This window comes from Pseudomonas synxantha (assembly GCF_900105675.1).
GTDB classification, from domain to species: domain Bacteria; phylum Pseudomonadota; class Gammaproteobacteria; order Pseudomonadales; family Pseudomonadaceae; genus Aquipseudomonas; species Aquipseudomonas synxantha.
On record NZ_LT629786.1, the window covers coordinates 6,662,859 to 6,687,009 of the forward strand.

The 24,151-nt window shown below is 60.6% G+C and carries 15 protein-coding genes and 3 pseudogenes; 7 read left to right on the top strand and 11 right to left on the bottom strand.

Features of this window, described 5'->3' with window-relative positions:
• Window positions 1-7: 7 nt before the first annotated feature.
• Genes BLU48_RS30840 through BLU48_RS30850 form a run of 3 tightly spaced genes read right to left on the bottom strand, consistent with a single transcriptional unit; the run spans window position 8 to window position 1,765 of the window.
• Window positions 8-277: a phosphopantetheine-binding protein gene (locus BLU48_RS30840; RefSeq protein ID WP_043047212.1), complete on the bottom strand. Its 270-nt coding sequence runs from the start codon at window positions 275-277 to the stop codon at window positions 8-10.
• Window positions 255-1,067: a lysophospholipid acyltransferase family protein gene (locus BLU48_RS30845; RefSeq protein ID WP_057023483.1), complete on the bottom strand. Its 813-nt coding sequence runs from the start codon at window positions 1,065-1,067 to the stop codon at window positions 255-257. The genes BLU48_RS30840 and BLU48_RS30845 overlap by 23 nt, the downstream gene beginning before the upstream one ends.
• On the bottom strand, window positions 1,043-1,765 hold the full coding sequence (locus BLU48_RS30850) for a beta-ketoacyl synthase chain length factor (RefSeq protein WP_057023482.1): 723 nt from the start codon (window positions 1,763-1,765) through the stop codon (window positions 1,043-1,045). The genes BLU48_RS30845 and BLU48_RS30850 overlap by 25 nt, the downstream gene beginning before the upstream one ends.
• 337 nt (window positions 1,766-2,102) lie before the next feature.
• Between BLU48_RS30850 and BLU48_RS30855 the strand changes: the two genes are divergently transcribed.
• Together BLU48_RS30855 and BLU48_RS30860 are read left to right on the top strand one after the other, a co-directional pair.
• Complete coding sequence (locus tag BLU48_RS30855) at window positions 2,103-2,873, top strand: ParA family protein (RefSeq protein ID WP_057023481.1); 771 nt, start codon at window positions 2,103-2,105, stop codon at window positions 2,871-2,873.
• Window positions 2,874-3,345: 472 nt separating this feature from the next.
• Window positions 3,346-3,558: pseudogene (locus BLU48_RS30860) on the top strand (DUF6124 family protein); the annotation flags it as partial.
• Between the two features lie 143 nt (window positions 3,559-3,701).
• Here BLU48_RS30860 and trxC read toward each other — a convergent pair.
• Window positions 3,702-4,136 carry a thioredoxin TrxC gene (gene trxC / locus BLU48_RS30865; protein WP_057023480.1) on the bottom strand — a complete coding sequence of 145 codons (435 nt, stop codon included), beginning with the start codon at window positions 4,134-4,136 and terminating at the stop codon, window positions 3,702-3,704.
• Window positions 4,137-4,218: 82 nt separating this feature from the next.
• Here trxC and BLU48_RS30870 point away from each other — a divergent pair.
• Window positions 4,219-4,434 (top strand): annotated as a pseudogene (locus tag BLU48_RS30870) (hypothetical protein); the annotation flags it as partial.
• A gap of 50 nt (window positions 4,435-4,484) precedes the next feature.
• Here BLU48_RS30870 and selO read toward each other — a convergent pair.
• The 5 genes and pseudogenes from selO to BLU48_RS32780 all read right to left on the bottom strand — a co-directional run.
• A complete protein-coding gene (selO, locus tag BLU48_RS30875; protein WP_057023478.1) occupies window positions 4,485-5,948 on the bottom strand; it encodes a protein adenylyltransferase SelO in 1,464 nt (487 codons plus the stop codon).
• Between the two features lie 48 nt (window positions 5,949-5,996).
• Window positions 5,997-9,380, bottom strand: a complete 3,384-nt coding sequence (gene mscK / locus BLU48_RS30880; protein ID WP_057023477.1) for a mechanosensitive channel MscK — start codon at window positions 9,378-9,380, stop codon at window positions 5,997-5,999.
• Between the two features lie 49 nt (window positions 9,381-9,429).
• Complete coding sequence (locus BLU48_RS30885) at window positions 9,430-11,172, bottom strand: potassium/proton antiporter (protein ID WP_057023476.1); 1,743 nt, start codon at window positions 11,170-11,172, stop codon at window positions 9,430-9,432.
• Window positions 11,173-11,402: 230 nt separating this feature from the next.
• Window positions 11,403-12,275, bottom strand: a complete 873-nt coding sequence (locus BLU48_RS32775) for a methyl-accepting chemotaxis protein (protein ID WP_370881248.1) — start codon at window positions 12,273-12,275, stop codon at window positions 11,403-11,405.
• Between the two features lie 30 nt (window positions 12,276-12,305).
• Window positions 12,306-13,082: pseudogene (locus tag BLU48_RS32780) on the bottom strand (MCP four helix bundle domain-containing protein); the annotation flags it as partial.
• A 223-nt stretch (window positions 13,083-13,305) separates the two neighbouring features.
• Here BLU48_RS32780 and BLU48_RS30895 point away from each other — a divergent pair.
• Together BLU48_RS30895 and BLU48_RS30900 are read left to right on the top strand one after the other, a co-directional pair.
• Window positions 13,306-13,536: a hypothetical protein gene (locus tag BLU48_RS30895; RefSeq protein ID WP_003187970.1), complete on the top strand. Its 231-nt coding sequence runs from the start codon at window positions 13,306-13,308 to the stop codon at window positions 13,534-13,536.
• Window positions 13,533-13,826: a cell division protein ZapA gene (locus BLU48_RS30900; RefSeq protein ID WP_003187971.1), complete on the top strand. Its 294-nt coding sequence runs from the start codon at window positions 13,533-13,535 to the stop codon at window positions 13,824-13,826. The genes BLU48_RS30895 and BLU48_RS30900 overlap by 4 nt, the downstream gene beginning before the upstream one ends.
• On the opposite strand, the gene BLU48_RS30905 is transcribed toward BLU48_RS30900, so the two are convergent.
• Window positions 13,823-15,625, bottom strand: a complete 1,803-nt coding sequence (locus tag BLU48_RS30905) for an acyl-CoA dehydrogenase (protein ID WP_057023474.1) — start codon at window positions 15,623-15,625, stop codon at window positions 13,823-13,825. The two genes, BLU48_RS30900 and BLU48_RS30905, sit on opposite strands and share 4 nt — an antisense overlap.
• 211 nt (window positions 15,626-15,836) lie before the next feature.
• Window positions 15,837-19,790 (bottom strand): trifunctional transcriptional regulator/proline dehydrogenase/L-glutamate gamma-semialdehyde dehydrogenase, encoded by a 3,954-nt coding sequence (putA, locus tag BLU48_RS30910; protein ID WP_057023473.1) that lies wholly within the window; start codon window positions 19,788-19,790, stop codon window positions 15,837-15,839.
• A 461-nt stretch (window positions 19,791-20,251) separates the two neighbouring features.
• Between putA and putP the strand changes: the two genes are divergently transcribed.
• On the top strand, window positions 20,252-21,736 hold the full coding sequence (putP, locus tag BLU48_RS30920) for a sodium/proline symporter PutP (protein ID WP_057023472.1): 1,485 nt from the start codon (window positions 20,252-20,254) through the stop codon (window positions 21,734-21,736).
• Between the two features lie 197 nt (window positions 21,737-21,933).
• Window positions 21,934-23,958, top strand: a complete 2,025-nt coding sequence (locus BLU48_RS30925; RefSeq protein WP_057023471.1) for a type VI secretion system Vgr family protein — start codon at window positions 21,934-21,936, stop codon at window positions 23,956-23,958.
• Window positions 23,959-24,151 lie beyond the last annotated feature (193 nt).

Consider the following 24,151-nt stretch of genomic DNA (forward strand, 5'->3'; position numbering starts at 1 on the left):
TACGGTCTCAAGCTGCCTGTCGGGCCGTGACGAACGCCGCAAGGCTGGCCACGTTGGTGAAATGATTGCGGGTGTCCTTGGCGTCAGCATCGATCTTGATACCGTAGGTTTTCTGGATCGCCAGGCCCAATTCCAGGGCGTCGACCGAGTCCAGGCCCAGGCCTTCGCCGAACAGGGTCTGATCGCTGCCAATATCGTCGGCGCTGATGTCTTCCAGGCCCAGGGCCTCGATGATCAGCTCTTTTATCTCGTGCTCAAGGCGGTGTTGGTCGCTCATCTTCGGCGAGCTCCTTAATGAAATAGTGATGCAGGTAATCGTTGAGCTTGCGTGAAGCCTGGGGTGCGGGGCCGAGCGCGGCAAACGCTTGTGGCTCTATATCGGCTCCCACGCGCAAACTGAAGTGGAATCGACGTTTGGGAATGCGATACCAGGGTTCGGCCTTGGTCAGGGTCGTGGGGCTGACCTTGATCACCACCGGGGTGATGATTGTCGCACCGCGCAGGGCAATGGCTGCGCCACCGCGATGAAAGGCAGGCGCCGCGCCGGGCGTGGTGCGGGTGCCTTCGGGAAAGATGATCAGGGTCTGGCCGGCGCGCAGGGCGTCGGCAGCCGCATCGAGCATGTCGGCGCTGCCGTCGTTGCTGATATAGCCGGCATCGCGCACCGGCCCGCGGGTGAAAGGGTTCTGGAACAGGCTCTGCTTGACCACGCAGTTGGTCTGGCGCATCAGGCCGATCAGGAACACCACGTCGATCAGCGACGGGTGGTTGGCGACGATCATCTGCCCGGGGCGCCCGAGCTTTTCGGCGCCCTCGACGCTGAAAGTGAGGATGCCCAGGGATTTCATCAAGCGGATAAAGAACCAGAACAGGCAACTGATGGTGTGGCGTGCGCGCTTCTGGTGCTGCGTGGCGTCGCCCGGCAGGCAATTAAGCAGCGGAAACACCAGCAAACGCAGGCACAACCCGCCCACGCCGAACAGGAAAAAGCTCGCGGCGGTGGCGAACAGGCGCCAGTAGTAGGCGTCCCGAGGCTTGTCGGTCAGGGCTTGCGTTGCCAGTTCCATACGCGGTTCTTCCAGGCATGTTGGCAGGCGCCCTGTTCGGTCAACAGGGTGCGCAGCAGGTTCAGGGCATGGGGCCACTGGGCGGTGGTGCAGGGTTGGACAGTGGCGCTGGTGAGTTCCAGCTGCCACTCGTCGCCCGGGGTCAGCAACAGGCCGAGGGCATAAGGGAACGGCACGTCATCGATCCAACCCGCGTAGGCTTCGGGCGGCTGTTCTTCGGTGATCACCAGCAGCACCTCCGGGGCCCCTTCATTGAGCAGTGCGGCGGCTTCGAGCAGGCCGTGCTCCAGGCCATCGCCTGCGGCGGCGAGGGCGGTCATTTCACTGGTTTCATTGCGCAGGATCGACCACAGGCCAATCACTGCGTTGTGCACCGACAGGCTGAACTGGGTTGGCGACAGCGGCTGGTCGTTGGCCAGGTCGCTGAGGATATCGAGGGTGCGCGGGGTTTCGCCGTGCCGGGAGATAAACACCAGGGGCAAATCCTGCAAACCCTCGGCCAATGGCCAGCCCACGCTGAAAGCCATGCGCGCCAGGCGGCTGAGGCGGCGGCGTTGCATCGCTGGCAAAAATGACACATCCGGCGAGGCTTCACTGACAGGCAGCAACACCGGGGCCCGGCACCAGGCGTGCCAGTCGTCCGCGGTCTCCAGGCCAGGAGCCCAGGCGCGCCATTGGGCGATGTTGAAGTTGATCACTGAGAAGTTATCCCGCCCCTGCGGGCTTCCATGTGCGGCCGGTAGCCCCGAATACCGGGACAGGCAGCGATGGCCGAATGGCGCGCATTATCCCGGTGCCGTGGGGTTCTAGCAAACTTTGGTAAAGAATTGTTCAAGTCTGATTACAAATGAGTGGGCAGGAATGACAGATTGTCTCTTACCCGGGGGCGACTTGGATTGTCGGACCGCTCCTATTCATTTGTGCGTGATGTACTAAGGCTTACCGGTAATGCAGCAGTGCATGGATGAACGAGGTAGCTAACGGGCGCTTTTGCGCTCTACACTCGGGCATTCATTGATACACGGAGGTTTTTCCATGCGGCGCGTGGTGTTCAATCAGAAAGGCGGGGTTGGCAAGTCCAGCATCGCCTGCAACCTGGCGGCCGTCAGCGCCAGCGAAGGTTACCGGACCCTGTTGGTGGACCTCGATGCACAAGCCAACTCGACCCAATACCTCACCGGCTTGACCGGCGACGATATTCCCATGGGAATCGCCGACTTTTTCAAGCAAACCCTGTCTTCCGGGCCGTTTTCCAAGAAGAACAAGGTGGATATCTACGAAACGCCGTTCGACAACCTGCACGTGATCACCGCCACCGCCGAGCTGGCAGACCTGCAGCCCAAGCTCGAAGCCAAGCACAAGATCAACAAGCTGCGAAAGCTGCTGGATGAGTTGAGCGAGGATTACGACCGGATTTACCTCGATACGCCACCCGCGTTGAACTTCTATGCGGTTTCTGCGCTGATTGCGGCTGATCGTGTGCTGATCCCCTTCGATTGCGACAGCTTTTCGCGCCAGGCCCTGTATGGCCTGCTGGCGGAAATCGAAGAACTGAAGGAAGACCATAATGAAGGCCTGGAAGTGGAAGGTATCGTGGTTAACCAGTTTCAGGCCCGGGCCAGCCTGCCGCAGCAGATCCTGGATGAACTGATTGCCGAAGGGCTGCCGGTGCTGCCGGTGTACCTGGCCAGCTCGGTGCGCATGCGCGAGTCGCACCAGGAGAGCAAGCCGCTGATCCACCTGGACCCTCGGCACAAGCTGACCCAGCAGTTTGTGGAGTTGCACAACCTGCTGGAAAACGCCTGATCTCAAGTGCCACACAGATCCAATGTGGGAGGGGGCTTGCTCCCGATTGCGGTACGTCAGTCAGTACATATTTGGCTGATACACCGCTATCGGGGGCAAGCCCCCTCCCACATTTGGATGGTATTCCAATGAATCGTCCCACAGAGGCTGTAGGACCGGTCTGGCAATAGGGCTTGTGCCTTGTAACCTTGCCTACAGCTACGCCAGAATCGGCCGGCTTGTGCGTCTGGATAGGCGTCTCTAAGGTTTGCCGGTCGCTGAATGTTCAGTGATCGGGTTTAGTAGCCCAACCGACCAAAGCATTTGTACCGCTCCAAAAGCATGGCGTTTATCGCCTATCTGATGGTGGCTGTATGCAGGGCACCTTCGGGTGCGCCGGTCTTTGCTTTGTTCCCCGGTCTACTAACCTGCGTACAGCTGCCACCCTTCGTTTAGTAGCGAAACGGTAGTGGCCCTATCAGGGAACAAATGCATGTCTATCAGTCTTTTCAATGTGTCGCCCAACCTGCCCACCGAAGCTCTAGTTCTCAACAGTTACGAAACCTTCTCCTCCGTGCGCACGCTATTACTCAACTTGTCCAACGACCTCACTGGCGAACATCGCGATGTGGCGCTGGCGATTCACCAGTTAAGTGAATTGGGCGTCATGCTGGTCGCCCAGATGATGGACCGCGAAGCCCCACTACCCCCAAAGCTGAAACACGGTCAAAAATGTGGGAGGGGGCTTGCTCCCGATGGCGGTGTATCAGTCACCTGATAAGTTGACTGGCCCACTGCTATCGGGAGCAAGCCCCCTCCCACACTGTCCTGCGGTGTTCTGAAGGGGGGTTACACCCCCTGACTACGCAACCAGCTCATCAACTGCGGCAACGGAAACGCCCCACTCTGGCGCGCCACTTCGCGGCCATTCTTGAACAGGATCAAACTGGGAATCGAACGAATCCCCAACTGCGCCGACAGCTGCTGATTGGCCTCGCTGTCCAGCTTCGCCAACCGGCACTTGCCTTCAAGCTGCCCGGCGGCCTGCTCAAATACCGGCGCAAACGACTTGCACGGCCCGCACCAAGCCGCCCACACATCCACCAGCAACGGCAAATCGCCCTTGATCTGGCTGGCGTAGTCGCCTTGTTTCAATTCAAAGGGCTTGTTCAACAAAACCGGCTGTTTGCAGCGCCCGCATTTGGGCGCATCACCCAGGCGCTCGCCGGGGATGCGGTTGAGACCGTTGCAATGTGGGCAGGGGATTACAAGAGTTTCGGACATCGGAGGCTCCTTGGGGGCGGCTGTTGGCTTCAATCTGGTGTCGGCGACGCGGTTTATCAACACTCGATAAAAAGGACAAAGCATGAACGACGCTTTGAAACTGGCCATTGAACATTGGCCTTACGTTGCAACGCTGCTGCGCAAACCCCAAACCGAGGATGATTATGACGCCCTGGTCGAGGCGATTGATGAGCTGCTCGATATCATAGGAGAAGATGAAGACCATCCAATGGGTGGGCTACTGGACATCATTTCTGACTGGGTGGAGGCCTATGATCTGGAGCATCAGCGTATGCCTCAGATCTGATGAGCCTATTCACCGCAGAATAATTCCATTGTCTTTAGGGCTTACGATGAACAACTGATCTCCAAATGCTTGCCCCAATCCGGCGGCCGCTGCGCATACTGTTCCATCCCTGCTTGTTCCTCAAACGGGTTGGTCAGTATCTCATGCAACCGCCGCACTTCGCTGTAGTCCCCAGCCTCGGCGGCGGCGATGGCGTTTTGTGCCAGGTAGTTGCGCAGGATGTACAGCGGGTTCACCGCATGCATGCGCTCACGGCGCTGCTCCTGAGTGTAATCCCCATCCCGCGCAACACGGGCTTTGTACCGCTCGGCCCACGCATCGAACCCAGCCAGGTCGACAAAGTCGTCGCGCAACCGCTTCACTGCAAGCTCCGCGGACTCATCGCCCAGGCGCCGGAAGAACAGCGTGTAGTCCACGCCACTGTTCTGCATCAGCTTGAGCACGCCCTCCACCAGCTTTTGGTCATCGTCTTCGGCAGTGGTCAGCCCCAGTCGGCGGCGCATCAGGTCCAGGTAGTGGGCCTGGTAGAACGGCAAGTACAGGCCAAGTGCCTCTTTCAAGGCGTCAACGCTGATAAACGGCGTAAGCGCCTGGGCCAGTGCGCTGAGGTTCCACTGCCCGATCGGCACCTGATTACTGAATGAGTAACGCCCTTCATGATCCGAATGGTTGCAGATGAAGTGCGCATCAAAGTCGTCAAGGAACGCAAACGGCCCGAAGTCGAAGGTGATACCCAGGATTGACATATTGTCGGTGTTCATCACCCCGTGGCAAAAGCCATACGCCTGCCATTTGGCGATCATCTCGGCATTGCGCTCGACGATTTCGCGGAACATCGCCAGGTACGGCTCAGGCTGCTCGCGGCACTCGGGGTAATGCAGGTTCAGCACGTGCTCGGCCAGCTCGGCCTGCTGTTCGGGCTTCTTGGTGTAGTAGAAGTACTCAAAATGCCCGAAGCGGATATGACTCTGGGCCAGGCGCAGAACCATGGCGCCGCGTTCCTGTTTTTCACGCCATACCGGGGTGCTTGAGCCGATCACGCACAGCGCGCGGCTGCTGGGGATGCCCAGCGCATGCAGGGCTTCGGAGGCGAGGAATTCACGAATCGAAGAGCGCAACACCGCACGCCCGTCGCCCATGCGTGAATAAGGCGTCATCCCGGCGCCCTTGAGGTGCAGGTCCCAATGCTCGCCGGCCTGGTTGTACACCTCGCCCAGCAGCAGCCCGCGGCCATCGCCCAATTGCGGGGTGTAGCCGCCGAACTGATGCCCGGAATAGACCATCGCCCGCGGTTCTGCCTCGGCCCACAGCTTGTGGCCGCCAAACAGTTCGGCAAATACCGATGTTTCGGCCACGGCCGGGTCGAGGTCCAGCAGGGCCATGGCGGCCTTGCTTGCCACCACCAGGCGCGGTTCGTCCAGGGGCTCTGGCAATACGTGGGTTGAGAACGCGTCGCCCAGGCGTGCGAAGCGGTTGTCGAAGGTCAGTTCGTCGAGGGCTTTCACCGGCCATCTCCAGCAGAATGTCCGAGTATTCTGCTGGGGATAGGGCGTTTAGTCGAGTTTGCTCGGTGGCGGCTCCGGCGCATCCACCACTTTGCCTGCGGGAGGCTCCGGTGCGTCGGGCTTGTCGACGGGCTCGACGATGGTCTTGCGCTCATCCTCGGCCGGCACCAGTTTGTATTCCTGGCCGTGAAGGTTTTTCAGGTAGATCTCCATCTGCCGGAACGAGATGTTGATGTGCTGTTTCTTGAATTCGCGGTTGATAAAGCGGTTGACCTCGTCCAGCACCGGGTTGCGGTCCCCCAGGTCGCGTACGTGCATACGCAACTCGTGGTCCAGGGTGCTTTCGCCGAAGTTGAGGAAGTACACATGGGGTTCGGGCTCTTTCAACACCCGTGGGTTTTCCCGTGCGGCTTTGAGTAACAATTCCTTCACCAGGTCCAGGTCCGAGCCGTAGTCCACCCCGAGTTTGAGGGTCACCCGAGTGATGGTGTCGGTCAGCGACCAGTTGATCAGTTGCCCGGTAATGAAGGTTTTGTTCGGGACGATGATGTCCTTGTTGTCGAAGTCGGTGATGGTGGTGGCGCGAATGCGGATCTTGCTCACCGTCCCCGACAGGTTGCCGATGGTGATGGTATCGCCAATGCGCACCGGGCGTTCGAACAGGATCATGATGCCGGAGATGAAGTTGGCGAAGATCTCCTGCATACCGAAACCGAGGCCCACCGAGAGCGCGGCCACCAGCCATTGCAGCTTGTCCCAGCTCACACCGAGGGTGGAGAGCGTGGTCACAAAGCCCACGCCGGCAATGATGTAGGACAGCAAGGTGGTGGTGGCGTAGGCGCTGCCCTGGGCCAGGTCGAGCTTGGACAGCACCAGTACTTCCAGCAGGCCGGGCAGGTTGCGCGCCAGCGCGAAGGTGATGCCGATGATGATCGAGGCGCCCAGCAGGTCGCCGATGCTGATGGGCACCATGCTGATATTCGCGCCCGTGCCGCTGGTGTATTCGTACAGGGTGACGTTATCCAGGTAGGAAAATACCGAGATCAGGTCCGACCACACCCAGTACAACGCCGCGATAAAGCCGCCGAGCAAGGCCAGGCGGATCAGGCGCAAGGATTGTTCATTGACCTTTTCGATGTCCAGTGTCGGCTCTTCCACCACGGCTTCGCCTTCACCGGCGTCCTTGGCGGCCTGGCGTTTGGCCAGGGCCCGGGCGTAGGCCAAACGCCGGGCGGCGACGCTTAACCAGCGTACAAAGGTGGCCTCGATCACCAGCCAGAACATCAGCAGGTACAGGGTGTTGATCAGCCGGTCGCTGAGTTTCAGTGCGGTGTAGTAGTAACCAAAGCACACGGCAATAAACAGCGCGACCGGCAGGGCGGTGAACAGCAGCCCGATGGCCTTGCGAAACAGCGAGGCCTTTTCGTGGGTCGGGCTGTTGAGCAGCAGGCGGCTCAGCAACCATGCCATCAGCGCGTAGCAGGTGAGCACCACGGCGATGCCCAGCACGTCGTCGGCCAGCGCCGCCGGTTGGTGTTCGGCAATCGCCACCACGGCCACCAGGGCCAGCACCACCAGGCCGAGCTTGCGCACCCAGCCTTGCAGGAATTCAACCTGGGGCTTTTCCCAGCGGAAGTGCAGTTCCGCCACGCCGCCCGGCGCCAGGATGCGATAGGCGGTGTAGAAGACCAGCCAGGCCTGGGCGATCTGCAGCAGTGCCGCGCCCAGGTTGGCGTTTTGCCCACGGGCGTCGATCTGCAAGGCGTAGCCGCACAGGGCCAGGCCCAGCGACACCGGCATCGCCAGCAGGATATTGATCAGGATGGCCTGGGGCGTGTGCCACTGGCTGTCGCGCTTGAAGTGACCGATATCCAGGTGAACCTTGTTCAGGCGCTGGTACAGGGCCTTGCGGCGCCACAGCAACGCGCCAATCAGCAACAGCAGCGGCAGGAACAGCAGCGGGCGCTGGGTCAGGCCGTCATATAACTCACTGACACTGGAGGCCCAGGGCAGAGTAGTGATCTGTTTGCTCAGGTGCGCCGGTACGGTTTCCAGCCACTCGGTGTCCAGCGGCTTGTTGCTGGGGATCCAAAACATCTGCTCGTCGAGGGTCGCGCGCAACGTGGTAGCTGTACTGAGCAGTTGTTTCTGGTTCAGTTGCAGGGTGATGGATTCGTTGAGCAATGCACTCAGCTCGCGGCTCAGGCGTTCCAGCAGGTCGCTGCGAGTGATCGCCAGTTCCAGCAAAGTGCGGCGCAGTTGCGGGGTGATGTCGTCCGGCGGCTGGTCGGCCAGCAACTTATCCACATAGGCACTAGGAGAACTGATCAGCTCGCGCTGCTGATTGACCTCGAACTGGTAGAGGCGAATGTTGGCGATATCGTCAGCCAGGTCGCGGTCCACGGTAAGGCGTGGCAGGGCCTGTTTCTGCTTATACAGAATCTTGGACAGCAGCAGGCTGCCCTTGAGCACGTTGATCTGCTCGTCCAGGGCCGAATCGCTCTGGGTCACGGTGTCCAGTTGCTGCTTGGTCTGCAGGTTTTTCTGGGTCAGATCGTTGAGGCGGTCGGTGCTTTTGAGCAGGTAATCGGAGAGCTTGAGGTTCGCCGCGCTTTCCGTGGCCAACAGGCTGCTGCCACCGGCTTTCTGCGCTTCGATGGACTGTTGGGTGACGGTCTGTTGGGATTGGGCCAGGCGTTTCTGGTTGATCAGGGTTTGCAGGTCCTGGATTTCCTGCTCCAGGCGCGCGGTTTTTTCCTGGATCAGGTCATGCTGGCTGTTGCCCAGGTCTTGCAGTTGGCTGTTGCCGGCCAATTCCTGGCGGCGTAGGGGGATCAGTGCATTCAGGGCCGCCAGTTCAGCGTTCAACTGGTTGCGCTGGTCGCCGCTGAGAGCCTTGCCATTGTCTTTGCCGAGTTTGAGCGTGGCGTTGATCTGCTGGATGCGCGTCTGGCTGCTGCTGATTTCGGTCTGGGCGCGCTCGGGGCGGGTCTGGGCGGCAATGGTCAGGCTGTTGGCCTCGGCCAGCTCCTTTTGCAGGTCGCCTTGCTGGGTGGTGCGTTGTACCAGCAATTGCTCGAGCTGCGGCACCGGGAGGGTGGCATAGCGTTGGGCCACCGGGATGACCTTGGTAGCCTTGAGCCGGGTCAGCTCGCGTTGGTTCTCGGTGGTCTGGCGCGGAGCCTCTTCCAGCTGGCGCTTGAGGTCGGCCAGGCGCTGTTCGTAATCCTGCTTGTTGCCCAGGTAGGTCAGGGTCTGCTGCAGGATCGCCTGCAACGCCTTCATGTCGGCGTCGGGCAGCTTGCGATCGGGCAGTTTATCCAGGTTTTGCTGGATGGCGTCGGCGCTGGGCGGGTCGGCGGCGTATACGCTGCCGACACAAAGGGTCAAGCCCAGCAGGGCAGTGGCGAGAAAAGTGCGCAGGGTTGGCATAGAGACCGGTCTTGCAAGGTGAAGAATCGGGGCGTTATTGCCCCGCAGTTTAGAGGAAGAGTCCGGGGCCCGGGCGACTTCCTTCGGGGAATCTGACGCCGACTTTGCCAATCTTGTTCCCGTCCATGACCGCGACGGTCCAGATGGTGTTGTTCCATTCCACCTGGTCGCCCACTACCGGTGCGCCGCCGACCTTCTGGGTAATGAAGCGGCTCAATGGCATGTCCGGGTCGATACCCTCCAGCTTGAGCCCGTACAGGGCCGAAACCGCGCCCAGCTGGGCGTCGCCCTCGAGAACGAAGTCGCCGAAGAAGCGCAGGTCGAGGCCGCGTTGGGGTGCCTGGCTGAACAGTTTGCCCAGGGCCGGCAGGTTGTGTTCATGGCCGATCACACAGAGCAGATCGCCGACTTCCAGCACCGTACTACCCGACGGATGGAGCAGTTGCTGGCCCCTGAACAGCGCAGCGATGCGCGTGCCTTCGGGCATTTTCAGCTCGCGCAGGGCCGCGCCGATGCACCATTTTTCCGCGCCCAGGCGGTAGACGAACAGCTCCCACTCGCTGGTGACGTGCACTTCCAGGGCGGCCCGGGAAATCGGGGCTGGGTCCGGCGGTACGGTGACCTTGAGCAGCTTGGCCACCCACGGCAGGCTTGTGCCCTGCACCAGCAGCGACACCAGCACGATAAAGAACGCCAGGTTGAAGTACAGCTGCGCGTGGGGCAGGCCGGCCATCAGCGGGAACACCGCGAGGATGATCGGCACCGCGCCGCGCAGGCCGACCCAGGCGATGAAGGCTTTTTCGCGTCCGTGGAACGCCTTGAACGGCAACAGCCCGACCATCACCGACAACGGCCGCGCAAACAGGATCATCCACAGCGCCAGGCCCAGGGCCGGCAAGGCGATGGGCAGCAGGTCATGGGGCGTGACCAAAAGGCCCAGCACCAGGAACATGCCGATCTGCGCCAGCCAGGCCATGCCATCGAGCATATGCAAAATGCCATGGCGGCTGCGCACCGGGCGGTTGCCGATTACCAGGCCGCACAGGTACACGGCCAGGAAGCCGCTGCCGTGCAGGGCGTTGGTCAGGGCGAAGACGAACAGGCCGCCGGCGATCACCAAAATCGGGTACAGGCCGTTGGCCAGGTTGATGCGGTTGACCAATTGCAACATCAGCCATCCGCCGCCCAGGCCCACCAGGCCACCGATGCCGAATTCGCGAATAAGGTGCGTCAGCAGGCTCCAGTGCAGGCCGGTCTGGCCGCTGGCGAGCATGTCGATCAGGGTGACGGTGAGGAACACCGCCATCGGGTCGTTGCTGCCGGATTCGATCTCCAGGCTGGCGCTGACTCGTTCGTTGAGCCCTTTGCCGCCCAGCAGCGAGAACACCGCTGCAGCGTCCGTGGAGCCGACGATGGCGCCAATCAGCAAGCCCTGGATGATATTGAGGTCGAACAGCCAGGCCGCGGCCATGCCCGTGAGGCCGGTGGTAATCAACACCCCCACCGTAGCCAGGGACAAGGCCGGCCACAGCGCCACACGGAAGCTCGCCACCCGTGTGCGCAACCCGCCGTCGAGCAGGATCACGGCCAGGGCGAGGTTGCCCACCAGGTAGGCGGTCGGGTAGTTATCGAAAATGATGCCGCCGCCATCGACGCCGGCGGTCATGCCCACGGCCAGGATGATCACCAAAATCGGGATACCCAGGCGGGACGAAAGGGAGCTCACCAGAATGCTCGCACTCACCAGCAACGCGCCGATCAAGAACAGGCTGTTGATGGTCGTCGCATTCAAAGGCAGTACTCCAGAGCAGGGAAGACGGGGTGCAAACTGACCATGCAGTCTGCGTGCCAGGGATTCTAACCTGTTGAATTGCTGCACTGTCAAAAAGCTTTTTCTGAATTTTCGCAGAAGCAAATGTGGGAGGGGGCTTGCCCCCGATAGCGGTGGGTCAGCCACAGATAAGTCGACTGATATACCGCAATCGGGGGCAAGCCCCCTCCCACATTTTCAAGTGCAGTCACTTAGAGACGGAAGCGACCTACCATCCCGTTCAGGTCCACTGCCAGGCGCGACAATTCACTGCTCGCGGCGCTGGTCTGGCTGGCGCCCGTAGCGGATTGCACCGACAGATCGCGAATGTTCACCAGGTTGCGGTCCACTTCCCGCGCCACTTGGGCCTGTTCTTCCGCCGCGCTGGCGATAACCAGGTTGCGCTCGTTGATCTCGACAATCGCGGTGTTGATGGTATCCAGCGACATGCCCGCACCTTTGGCGATGTTCAGCGTCGATTCGGCCCGCTCGGTGCTGTTGCGCATCGAATCCACCGCATGCTCGGTACCCGTCTGGATGCTGCCGATCATGCGCTCGATCTCGCTGGTGGACTGCTGGGTGCGGTGGGCCAGGGCCCGCACTTCATCGGCCACTACGGCGAAACCGCGCCCGGCTTCCCCCGCCCGTGCGGCTTCAATTGCCGCGTTCAGGGCCAGCAGGTTGGTCTGGTCGGCCAGGCCGCGAATCACGTCCAGTACCTTGCCGATATCCCGCGATTCATTGGCCAGGTCGCCAATCAGCGAGGCGGTGGCTTGCACGTCGGCGCTCATGCGTTCGATGGCGGTGACGGTTTCCTGCACCAGATCGCGGCCATCACCGGCTGAGGTGGTGGCGTTGCGCGAGGCCTCGGACGTGCTCACCGCATTGCGTGCGACTTCTTCCACGGCGCTGGTCATCTCGTTGACGGCGGTGGCGGCTTGTTCGATTTCATTGTTTTGTTGGGTCAGGCCGCGGGCGCTTTCGTCGGTGACGGCGTTCAGCTCCTCGGCAGCGGAGGCCAGCTGCGTGGCGGAGCCGGCGATGCGCTGCAGGGTGTCGCGCAGCTTGTTTTGCATCTTTGCCATGGCCGCGAGCAGGCGGCCGGCCTCGTCATTGCCGTCTACGGTGATCGGGCGCGTGAGGTTGCCTTCGGCGACTTCTTCCGCGGCTTCCAGGGCTTGGGCGATAGGCACCGTGATGCTGCGGGTCAGCAGCCAGGCGAACAACAGGGTCAGCGCCGTGGCAACCACCAGCAGGCCCACCACCAGGTTAAAAGCCAGGTCGTATTGGTCCTTGGCTTGCTGGTTGGTGTCATTGGCCATCGTATTGTTGATCTCCAGCAAGCGGTTGAGCACCGCGTTGACTTGCTCGGAGTTGTTCAGCAGCTCGGTGTTGAGCAGGGTGCGCAACTCGTCAGTCTGGTTGGCGCGCGACAGGCTCTTCATGCGCTCTTCAATCTGGTGGTACTGGCCCAGCAAACCCACGTACTCATTGTAGGTGGAGCGCTCTTCGCTGCTTTCGATCAGCTTTTCGTAGACGCCCTGGGCGGTACGAATCTGCTGGTTGCGCACATCGAAGGCTTCCAGGGTCTTTTGCTGTACTTCGGGCTCGCGGTTGGTCAGCAAGCGGTAGGACAGCACGCGCAGGCGCAGGGTCAGCTGGGTGAACTCGTCGAGGGCGCGAATGCTGGGCACGCTGGATAAGGTGATGTCTTCGGCGGCTGCGCGAATCTTGCTCATCTGGTTGAGCGCGAACACACCGAGCAACAACATCAGGGCGCCAATAAACGCAAAGCCGAGGAAGGCCCTCGGAGCGATATTCATATTACGAAGTGACATGCTGGAATCCTGGGGGAAAGCGCGATCCATGCGGCCGTGAGACGAGGTGTGCATCTGCTATCGGCCATGCGACTAAAGTCTTAAAGGGCTGCGCGCTTTTGTCGCACCTGACGAGGGGTTGGATGGATTCAGGAACCAGATCGGGTAAATGCAGTCACTAAGGCTCGAAAGTGCAGCCCGGCCCCTGAATAATCGGGCTGTACGCCGGGGATAACCCTGGCATCCGAGGTGAATTTTCTTTATCGTCACCGCCCTTTTAAATACCCGAGAAATCAAAATGTTAGAAGCATCCCTCAGCCAATTGGAACAACTGGTCAGCGACCTCGTACAACAGAATCAAGAGCTGCTGGGCAGCAACGAATCCCTCAAGGCCGAACTGGCCCGTGCCAAGGATGAAAACGACAGCCTGCAACTGAACCTGATGGAGCAGGAAGAAAAGCACGGCGCCACCGCCGCTCGCATCCAGGCACTGGTTGAGCGTGTGAGCGCAGGCCCTGTCAGCGCATGAGTGAGGGGATAAAGGTCGTTTCGATTCTCGGAGAGGATTATTCGATCAAGGCGCCGGCCGGCGAAGATCAAACCCTGATGCATGCCGTGACCATGCTCAAGGCCTCCCTGGCGGTGACCAAAAAAAAGTACCCGACCCTGATCGGTGACAAATTATTGGTATTGGCCGCGCTGAACCTGTGCGCCGAACAGATCGAAATGCAGCAGGCGCACCAGCAGGAACTCGACCGTTACCAAGAGCAAGTCAGCGCCACGGTTGATGTGATTTCCAAGGTGATCGGGCAGCCCTAGAACCAGTCGTCTTGCATCCCCAGGCACGTATCGTCGCGTGCCTCCAGAATCGCCAGTTCATGATGGCAGCCTGGTACTTCCCACGTCAGAAAGTATCGGGCGGCCTGGAGCTTGCCCTTATAGAAGGCCACATCGGCCGCATTGCCCTTGGCCAGCCCTTCTTCGGCGCGGATCGCCTGTTCCAGCCAGCGCCAGCCGATCACCGTATGCCCGAACACCTTCAAGTACAGTGCCGAGTTCGCCAGGCTGGTGTTGACCTTGCCCTGGGCGAGATCGGTCAGCAGGCCAATGGTGACGCTTTGTAGTCGATTAACCAGTTGCTCCAATGGCTCCCGTAGTGCCGTAAGTGACGGGTACCGCTGCGCCCGTGCACCGGTCTCGGCGATCAAGCGAATCAACTGTTTCAAACCGGCTCCACCGTTCTGTGCCAATTTGCGCCCGAGCAAGTCGAGGGACTGGATACCGTGGGTGCCTTCGTGGATCGGGTTCAAGCGGTTGTCGCGGTAGTACTGCTCCACCGGGTATTCGCGGGTGTAGCCATGGCCGCCGAGGATCTGGATCGCCAGTTCGTTGGCCTTGAGGCAGAACTCCGACGGCCAGGATTTGACGATAGGCGTGAGCAGGTCGAGCAGTTCGTGGGCTTGTTTGCGCTCGGCGTCGGCGGGCAGGGTGGTGGTGTCGTCGAACAGCCGCGCCGCGTACAGGCCGAGGTCGAAGGCGCCTTCCACATAGGCTTTCTGGGTCAGCAGCATGCGCTTGATGTCGGCATGCTGGATGATCGACACCGGTGCGGTGCTTGGGTCTTTGCTGTCTGGCAGTCGGCCTTGCGGGCGCTCCCGGGCATAGTCCAGCGAGTAGAGGTAGCCGGCGTAACCAAGCATCACCGCGCCCATGCCCACGCCGATGCGCGCCTCATTCATCATTTGGAACATGCAGCTCAAACCCTGGTGGGGCTTGCCCACCAGATAGCCGACACAGTTGCCGTTATCCCCGAAGTTCAGCGCGGTGGACGTGGTGCCGCGCCAGCCCATCTTGTGAAACAGCCCGGCCAGCAGCACATCGTTGCGAGCGCCCAGGCTTCCGTCATCGTTGACCAGGAACTTAGGCACGATAAACAGCGAAATACCTTTCACGCCGGCAGGGGCATCGGGCAGCTTGGCCAGCACCATATGCACGATGTTTTCGGACAGCGAGTGGTCGCCGCCGGAGATGAAGATCTTGTTGCCCTTGAGTCGATAACTGCCGTCAGCCGCAGGTTCCGCGCGGGTACGAATATCCGACAGGGATGAACCGGCATGGGGCTCGGTCAGGGCCATGGTTCCGAAGAAACGTCCTTCGATCATCGGTTGCAGGAAGCGTTGTTTCTGCTCTTCGGTGCCGAAGCTTTCGATCAGGTTGGCGGCGCCCATGGTCAGGAACGGGTAGGAGGTCGATGCGGCGTTGGCCGATTGGAAGTGGGCGAAGCACGCCTGGGACAACAGTGTCGGCAGTTGCATGCCACCGGCTTCGAAACTGCGTGCGGCGTTGAGGAAACCGGCTTCCAGGAAGGCATCTACGGCGGGTTTGACCTCCGGAATCAGGATGGCCTGGCCGTCTTCATAGCGCGGTTCGTTTTCATCGTTCTTGCGGTTGTGGGGGGCGAAGTACTTTTCGGCGATGTTGCGCGCGGTGCTAATGGCTGCATCGAAGGTTTCGCGATTGTGTTCGGCAAACCGCTCGCGCTGTGTCAGGCCCTCGGCATCGAGGACTTCATACAGCTCGAAAGCCAGATTGCGGGAACTGAGCAGCGACTCGGACATGGCGGCTTACCTTTGGAGGACTTGGCCTGAGTCTAAGCGCGTGAATATAGGCTGGATAGCAAGATTGATCTGGGTGATGGAAGGGCAAAACGCAGGCAGGTAATTGAAGTGCAGTCAATGTGGGAGGGGGCTTGCTCCCGATAGCAGTGTGTCAGTGTCCAATGTGCTGACTGACACTCCGCTATCGGGAGCAAGCCCCCTCCCACAGGTTTTAACCGATAGTCATCAGGCTGGCATTACCGCCTGCCGCAGCAGTGTTGACGCTCAATGCCCGCTCGATCACCAAACGCTCCAGGGCAATGGCCGTCTCACCCTGAGACATACCGTGCACCCCAACAATCGCCCCACCACGCTGCGCCACTTGCTGGCACACCGCGCGCAATTGATCGGAATCACCGTGGTGCAGTACGGCATCGAATACCACGTCGTCCTTGGTCCAGTCGGCCACACGCTTGATCTTCGCCTGAATATCCTTCGGCAGGCGTGGGAACAACGCCTTGGTCAGCTCGGTTTCCGGCCATACCGCCGAACCGCCTACCGCCAGTACCGCCGCCAGTTGGGTCAGCAGATCACCTTCCACCTCAGCCAGGCACAGCACGTGCTCGCGAGGCAGGATGGCATAGCTGTTGCGCTCGCCGGTCGGGCCGGCCAGTTGGCGGGTGATACCGCTCTGGGACTGCGCGGCGAACTGGGTGCACAGCACGCTCAGTTCACTGAACTTGTGGCTGTCGGCCCAGGACTTCAGAGAGCTCAGCGCTTGGCTCATGGCATCACGCAGGCGCACATCGGGTGCAGCCAACTTGTCGCCGCGTACGAAGGACTGCTCGATCGCATCGGTAGGACGAGTCGACAGCAGTCGGTACAGGTACAGCGGGCCACCGGCTTTCGGGCCAGTGCCCGACAGGCCTTCGCCACCGAACGGTTGCACGCCGACCACGGCACCCACAATGTTGCGGTTGACGTAGACGTTGCCGGCATTGACGTTGTCGATCACCTTGGCGATGGTCTCGTCGATGCGGGTATGCACGCCCAGGGTCAGGCCGTAGCCCGACGCGTTGATCTGGCCGATCAGTTGGTCGATCTCTTTGCGCTTGTAGCGCACCACGTGCAGCACCGGGCCGAAGATTTCCCGTTGCAGCTCGTCGAAGCTTTCCAATTCGATCAGGGTCGGCGTCACGAAGGTGCCGCGCTTGATCTCTTCGCCGTCGGCAATCGCCACCTGGTACACGGTGCGGCCTTTGTCGCGCATGGCCTGGATGTGTTTCTCGATGCCAGCCTTGGCTTCGGCGTCGATCACCGGGCCGATATCCACCGACAGACGCTCAGGGTTGCCCAGTCGGCATTCAGCCATGGCGCCCTTGAGCATTTCGATCACGCGGTCTGCCGAATCTTCCTGCAGGCACAGCACGCGCAGGGCCGAGCAGCGTTGGCCGGCGCTGTCGAAGGCCGAGGACACCACGTCGATCACCACCTGTTCAGTGAGTGCCGACGAGTCAACGATCATTGCGTTCTGGCCACCGGTTTCGGCGATCAGTGGGATCGGGCGACCCTGGGCGTCCAGGCGCCCGGCGACATTGCGTTGCAGAAGGCGCGCCACCTCGGTGGAACCGGTGAACATCACGCCTTTGACGCGATCATCACCCACCAGGCGGGCACCGACGCTTTCGCCCTGGCCCGGCAGCAGTTGCAGCACGCCTTCCGGAATACCGGCTTCGAGCAGGATGCGCACGGCTTGGGCGGCGACCAGCGGGGTTTGTTCGGCAGGCTTTGCCAAGACCGGGTTACCGGCAGCCAATGCCGCAGCAACCTGGCCGCTGAAGATCGCGAGCGGGAAGTTCCACGGGCTGATGCATACCACCGGGCCCAGTGGGCGATGGGCATCATTGGTGAAATCGTTGCGGGCCTGCACCGCGTAGTAACGCAGGAAGTCCACAGCTTCACGCACTTCGGCGATGGCGTTGGCGAAGGTCTTGCCGGCTTCGCGGGCCAGCAGGCCCATCAGCGGCTGGATCTCGCCTTCCATCAGGTCGGCGGCACGCTCCAGGATCGCGGCGCGTTCGGTGGGCGGGGTGGCCTGCCAGATCGGCGCGGCGCTGATCGCGCACTGGATCGCGTTGTCGACGTCTTCGACGGTGGCTTCCTGGACGTGGCCGACTACATCACGCAGGTCGGAGGGGTTCAGCACTGGCTGTGCCGCTTCCTGGCTGGAAGCGCAACCGAGCATCGGCGCGGCTTTCCAGCTGTTGTGCGCGGTAGCCAGCAGGGCGCAGGACAGCGACGCCAGGCGGTGTTCGTTGGCCAGGTCGATACCGGCCGAGTTGGCGCGGTCGCTGCCATACAGGTCACGCGGCAGCGGGATACGCGGGTGCGGCAAGCCGAAGCCGCCTTCCAGCGTGGCCATCTGCTCGATGCTGGCCACTGGATCGGCCACCAGCTCCTGAATCGAGATGGATTGGTCGGCGATACGGTTGACGAACGAGGTGTTGGCGCCGTTTTCCAGCAGGCGGCGTACCAGGTAGGCCAGCAGCGTTTCGTGGGTGCCGACTGGCGCGTATACGCGGCACGGACGGTTCAGCTTGCCTTCGGAGACCTTGCCTACCACCTGCTCGTACAACGGTTCACCCATGCCGTGCAGGCATTGGAACTCGTACTGGCCGGGGTAATAGTTCTGGCCGGCGATATGGTAGATAGCCGACAGGGTGTGGGCGTTGTGCGTGGCGAACTGCGGGTAGATGGCTTCCGGCACCGACAGCAGTTTGCGTGCACAGGCAATGTAGGAAACATCGGTGTACACCTTGCGGGTGTACACCGGGTAGCCTTCCAGGCCCTCGACCTGGGCACGCTTGATTTCGCTGTCCCAGTACGCGCCTTTTACCAGGCGGATCATCAGGCGGTGGCGGCTGCGGCGGGCCAGGTCGATGACGTAGTCGATCACATACGGGCAACGCTTCTGGTAAGCCTGGATCACAAAGCCGATGCCGTTCCAGCCGGTCAGTTGCGGCTCGAAGCACAGGCGCTCGAGCAGGTCGAGGGACAGCTCCAGGCGGTCGGCTTCTTCGGCGTCGATGTTCAGGCCGATGTCGTATTGCTTGGCCAGCAGGGTCAGCGACAGCAGGCGCGGGTACAGCTCGTCCATCACACGCTCGTACTGTGCGCGGCTGTAGCGCGGGTGCAGGGCGGAAAGCTTGATGGAGATGCCCGGGCCTTCATAGATCCCGCGGCCATGGGAGGCTTTGCCGATGGAGTGAATGGCTTGTTCGTACGAGGCCAGGTACTTCTGGGCATCGTGTTCGGTGAGTGCGGCTTCACCAAGCATGTCGTAGGAATAACGGAAGCCTTTGGCTTCGAACTTGCTCGCATTGGCCAAGGCTTCGGCGATGGTTTCGCCGGTGACGAACTGCTCGCCCATCAGGCGCATGGCCATGTCGACGCCCTTGCGGATCATCGGCTCGCCGCTCTTGCCGATGATGCGGCTCAGGGACGAGGTCAAGCCCGCCTCATTATGGGTAGCGACCAGTTTGCCGGTCAGCAGCAGCCCCCAGGTGGCGGCGTTGACGAACAGCGACGGGCTGTTACCCAGGTGCGGCTGCCAGTTACCGGTGCTGATCTTGTCGCGGATCAGCGCGTCACGGGTGCCTTTGTCCGGGATGCGCAGCAACGCTTCGGCCAGGCACATCAGTGCCACGCCTTCCTGGGACGATAGGGAGAATTCTTGCAGCAGGCCTTGGACGATACCGGCACGGCCACCGGCGCTCTTCTGATTGCGCAGTTTTTCGGCAATCGAGGCGGCCAGTTTGTTGGTGGCTTCGGCCATTTCGACCGGCAGGCGCGCCTGCTCGATCAGCATCGGTACCACTTCCGGCTCTGGGCGGCGGTAAGCGGCGGTGATCGAGGCGCGCAGGACCGATTGCGGCAGGATGCTTTCGGCGAACTCCAGGAAGCATTGATGGGCGTGGTCGGCCTGGATTTCGCCAGCGTCTTCGGCGTCTTTGCTACCCGAGCCATTGAGCTCGGACAGGGTTGCACCACCCTCGAGTTTCTCCAGGTAATTGAAAATCGCCTGCTTGATCAGCCAGTGAGGCGTGCGATCAATGGAGGTCGCGGCCGCCTTGAGGCGTTCGCGGGTCGGGTCGTCGAGTTTGACCACAAGGGTGGTCGTTGCCATCTTTTTATCCTCATGGGTGCCACTACCGAGTGGCATCTGCTGGCCGCAAGATTAGCTTTGCCCATGCGCAGGTGCAACCGGGTGCAACCTTTTTGTTCAGGAAATTTTCGACGGTTGATCGGAAAAAATATGGCCCACGGCCGAATCCGCTTTGCATTGGTGCATTTGCTTCTGAGATCCGCTGTTTTTGCTCCGAAAAGGAGCAAAAACAAGGCGTTTATCCAGAAACACACTTGGGTGCAACTTATTCGAAAGAAACTGGTTGCACCTTATTTGCTTTGTTGAATAGCATTCGCGCACCAAGGTGCAACCATCTTTAGGGTATGGTTCATCGGCTGGCGGCTTTCCTGGGGAAACGCCAGTCATAAATGCGCGGCAGGCAGGCTCGTCTATCCGGTAATCCACGGGTGGTCGTCCGAATGACCGTCGCTACATAAAAACAAAGCCAGGGCGTCACTCCTATGAGCGTTAGTAATCCAACCCTGATCACGTTCGTGATCTACATCGCAGCAATGGTGCTGATCGGCCTGATGGCCTATCGCTCCACCAACAACCTTTCCGATTACATCCTCGGCGGTCGCAGCCTCGGTAGCGTGGTGACAGCCTTGTCAGCCGGTGCTTCCGACATGAGCGGCTGGTTGTTGATGGGGTTGCCGGGCGCGATCTACATGTCTGGCCTGTCGGAAAGCTGGATTGCCATCGGCCTGATCGCCGGTGCCTACCTCAACTGGTTGTTCGTGGCCGGCCGCCTGCGGGTGCAGACCGAACACAACGGCGACGCCCTGACCCTGCCGGATTACTTCTCAAGCCGCTTCGAAGATAAAAGCGGCCTGCTGCGGATCATCTCCGCCGTGGTCATCCTGGTGTTCTTCACCATCTACTGCGCTTCCGGAATCGTCGCCGGTGCCCGCCTATTCGAAAGCACCTTCGGCATGTCCTATGAGACTGCGCTGTGGGCCGGTGCTGCGGCGACCATCGCCTACACCTTTATCGGTGGTTTCCTGGCGGTCAGCTGGACCGACACCGTACAAGCCACGCTGATGATCTTCGCGTTGATCCTGACGCCGATCATCGTGCTGCTGGCGACCGGCGGTGTAGACACTACCTTCCTGGCCATCGAAGCCAAGGACCCGACCAACTTCGACATGCTGAAGAACACCACCTTCATCGGCATCATCTCGCTGATGGGCTGGGGCCTGGGTTACTTCGGCCAGCCGCACATCCTTGCGCGTTTCATGGCGGCGGATTCGGTGAAGTCGATCGCCAAGGCACGTCGCATTTCCATGACCTGGATGATCCTGTGCCTGGGCGGCACCGTGGCAGTGGGTTTCTTCGGTATCGCCTACTTCTCGGCGCATCCGGAAGTGGCCGGCCCGGTGACGGAAAACCCTGAGCGTGTGTTTATCGAACTGGCCAAGATCCTGTTCAACCCATGGGTTGCCGGTGTCCTGCTGTCGGCCATCCTCGCGGCTGTCATGAGTACCCTGAGCTGCCAGTTGCTGGTGTGTTCCAGCGCCCTGACCGAAGACTTCTACAAGGCGTTCCTGCGTAAAGGCGCTTCCCAGCTCGAGCTGGTATGGGTCGGTCGGATCATGGTGCTGGTGGTGGCCCTGATCGCCATTGCCATGGCCGCCAACCCGGAAAACCGCGTACTGGGCCTGGTCAGCTACGCCTGGGCCGGCTTCGGCGCGGCGTTCGGCCCGGTGGTGCTGATCTCGGTGATCTGGAAACACATGACTCGTAACGGCGCATTGGCCGGCATCCTGGTCGGCGCGATTACCGTGATCGTGTGGAAGCACTTCGAGCTGCTGGGCCTGTACGAAATCATCCCTGGCTTCATCTTCGCCAGCCTGGCGATCTACTTCGTGAGCAAGATGGGCGCACCGACTGCGGGTATGGTCGAGCGCTTTGATGCGGCGGAAAAAGACTACAACCTCAACAAGTAAATCCTTGGGCGTTTAACGCCTGTTGAACGAGTGAAAAAGGCCCGCGTCCTGAGGATGCCGGGCCTTTTTTTGTGCGAGCCTTCGGCTGCTGACGAATGAAGCCAAGGGTAGGACCTTACTGATTTGCCTGCGAGGAGTCCTGGCCGGCAACAAGCTGGTGCAGAATCGGCCGCCCACCCTTCGCAGAGAAACACCGGATGTTCGCTCCTGCCAATCAAAGTGCATTTACCCTGGCCCTTGATGGGGTGCCCAGCGACTTAAAGGTGTTCAAGTTCAGCGGCACCGAGGCCATCAGCCAGCCTTACCGTTTTGAACTTGAGCTGGTCAGCGAGCAACCGGATCTTGATTTGGAGGGCTTGCTGCATCGCCAGGCGTACTTGAGTTTCAATGAGCAGGGCCATGGTGTTCACGGCTTGGTTTATCGGGTCGCCCAGGGCGATTCCGGACGACGCCTGACGCGTTACCAGCTCAGCCTGGTGCCCCACTTGGCGTATCTGGTGCACAGCAGTCAGCAACGTATTTTCCAACATAAGACGGTGCCGCAGATTGTTGCCCAGGTGTTGGTGGGGCATGGGATTCAAAGCGATCGCTTCGAGTTCCGGCTCAGCGGCAATTATCCTGAGCGCGAGTACTGCGTGCAGTTCGGTGAGACTGACCTGGCGTTCATCCAGCGCCTGTGTGCCGAACTGGGCATTCACTATCACTTCCAGCATGCTCCCGAAGGACACTTGCTGGTGTTTGGCGATGACCAGACCGTGTTTGCCCAGGCGGATCAGCCCACGCCTTACCGACCCGGTTCGGGAATGGTTGCCGATACCCCCGCGATCAAGCGTTTTACGCTGCAGCTGGCAACCCGTACCACGGCGGTCAATCTGCGCGATTATGATTTTCGCAAACCGCGCTTCGAGCTGGAAAACACGGCCGGCGAAGAACGGCCTCCAGCGCTTGAAATGCAACAATTCCCCGGCCATTTTTCCGATCGGACCCATGGCAAGTATCTCGCCCAGCGTGGCTTGGAGCGGCACCGTAGTGACTATCGGGTTGCCTATGGCCAAGGTGACGAGCCGGCCTTGGCCAGCGGTCGGTTTTTGCAACTGCGGGACCACCCGTGCGAGGGCTGGAACGACTTGTGGCTGGTGACGCAAGTGACCCACGAAGGCAAGCAGCCCCAGGTACTGGAGGAAGCGGTCACCGAGGTGACTGGGGGAGAATTTCGCCAGGGGTATCACAATACATTTACCGCCGCACCCTGGGATGCAGTCTTTCGCCCGCCCTTGCCTGAGCAGCCGCGCCCGAGCGTATCGGGTTATCAAAGCGCCGTGGTCACTGGCCCGGTGGGCAGTGAAATCCATTGCGACGAATACGGTCGGGTCAAGGTGCAACTGGCCTGGGACCGCGTAGGTGAGCACGACGAGCATTCCAGTTGCTGGTTGCGGGTCGCCAGCGGCTGGGCCCATGAGCGCTATGGTGCGGTGCTTATCCCCAGGGTCGGCATGGAAGTGCTGGTGGGCTTCGTCAATGGCGACTTGGATATGCCGCTGGTGGTGGGCTGCCTGCCAAATGCCGCCACGCCGATGCCTCTCGATTTGCCGGCGGACAAGACCCGCAGCATCTGGCGTAGCCAGAGCAGTCCGGGGGGTGGAGGCTACAACGAGTTGCGTATCGAAGACCGCAAGGGCGCCGAGGAGATCTACCTGCGCGCCCAGCGCGACTGGACCCAGCATGTGCTGAATGACCAGCAGGTGCGGGTCGGTAACCGGCGTTGTGTGCGTGTGGAGGGTGAGTCGCACCATGAGTTGCAGGGCGAAGAACAGCGCATCACCCATGGCAATCGCCTGACTGAACTCAAGCAGGATGATCATCTGGTGGTCGGCGGTTCGCAGCATATGCGTGCCGGGCAGACCATTCAGGTGGGGGCTGGGCAAAGCATCGTCATTGACGCGGGTGCCAGCGTGACCATTCAAGCAGGAGGGCAGTCGATCACGCTGTCGGCGGACGGGATTTTCAGCAGTGTGCCGATCCAGCTCGGAGGCGGGCCTGTTTCGCCGGCTGCGCCATTGATACCAGGGTTCAATGAGCAATTACTGGCGGTTATTCCGGCTTCGCTGAGCCTCGTACAGGTGGCCAGCCTGAAACGCAGTGCTCCATTCTGCGAGGAGTGCGAGCGCTGCCAAAGCGGGCAGTGCGATCTTGCTCAGCATGACCGTGTTGCAGACCTCTAAAACTAAACAGTGTGTAGGCGTTGGCTGATAGTGGCTTTGCTCCTCGGATCAAGGCGGTAGGCAATGTAGGGTCAAGTACGTCTTATTTTTTACCAGCCTGAGCCGATGAGCACTTAGGTGAGTTGTTTCATGGCGTTGTTGTCTGTGATGAGTAACTATTTATCGATCAGAGGGAAATTTTTTATAAGATTTT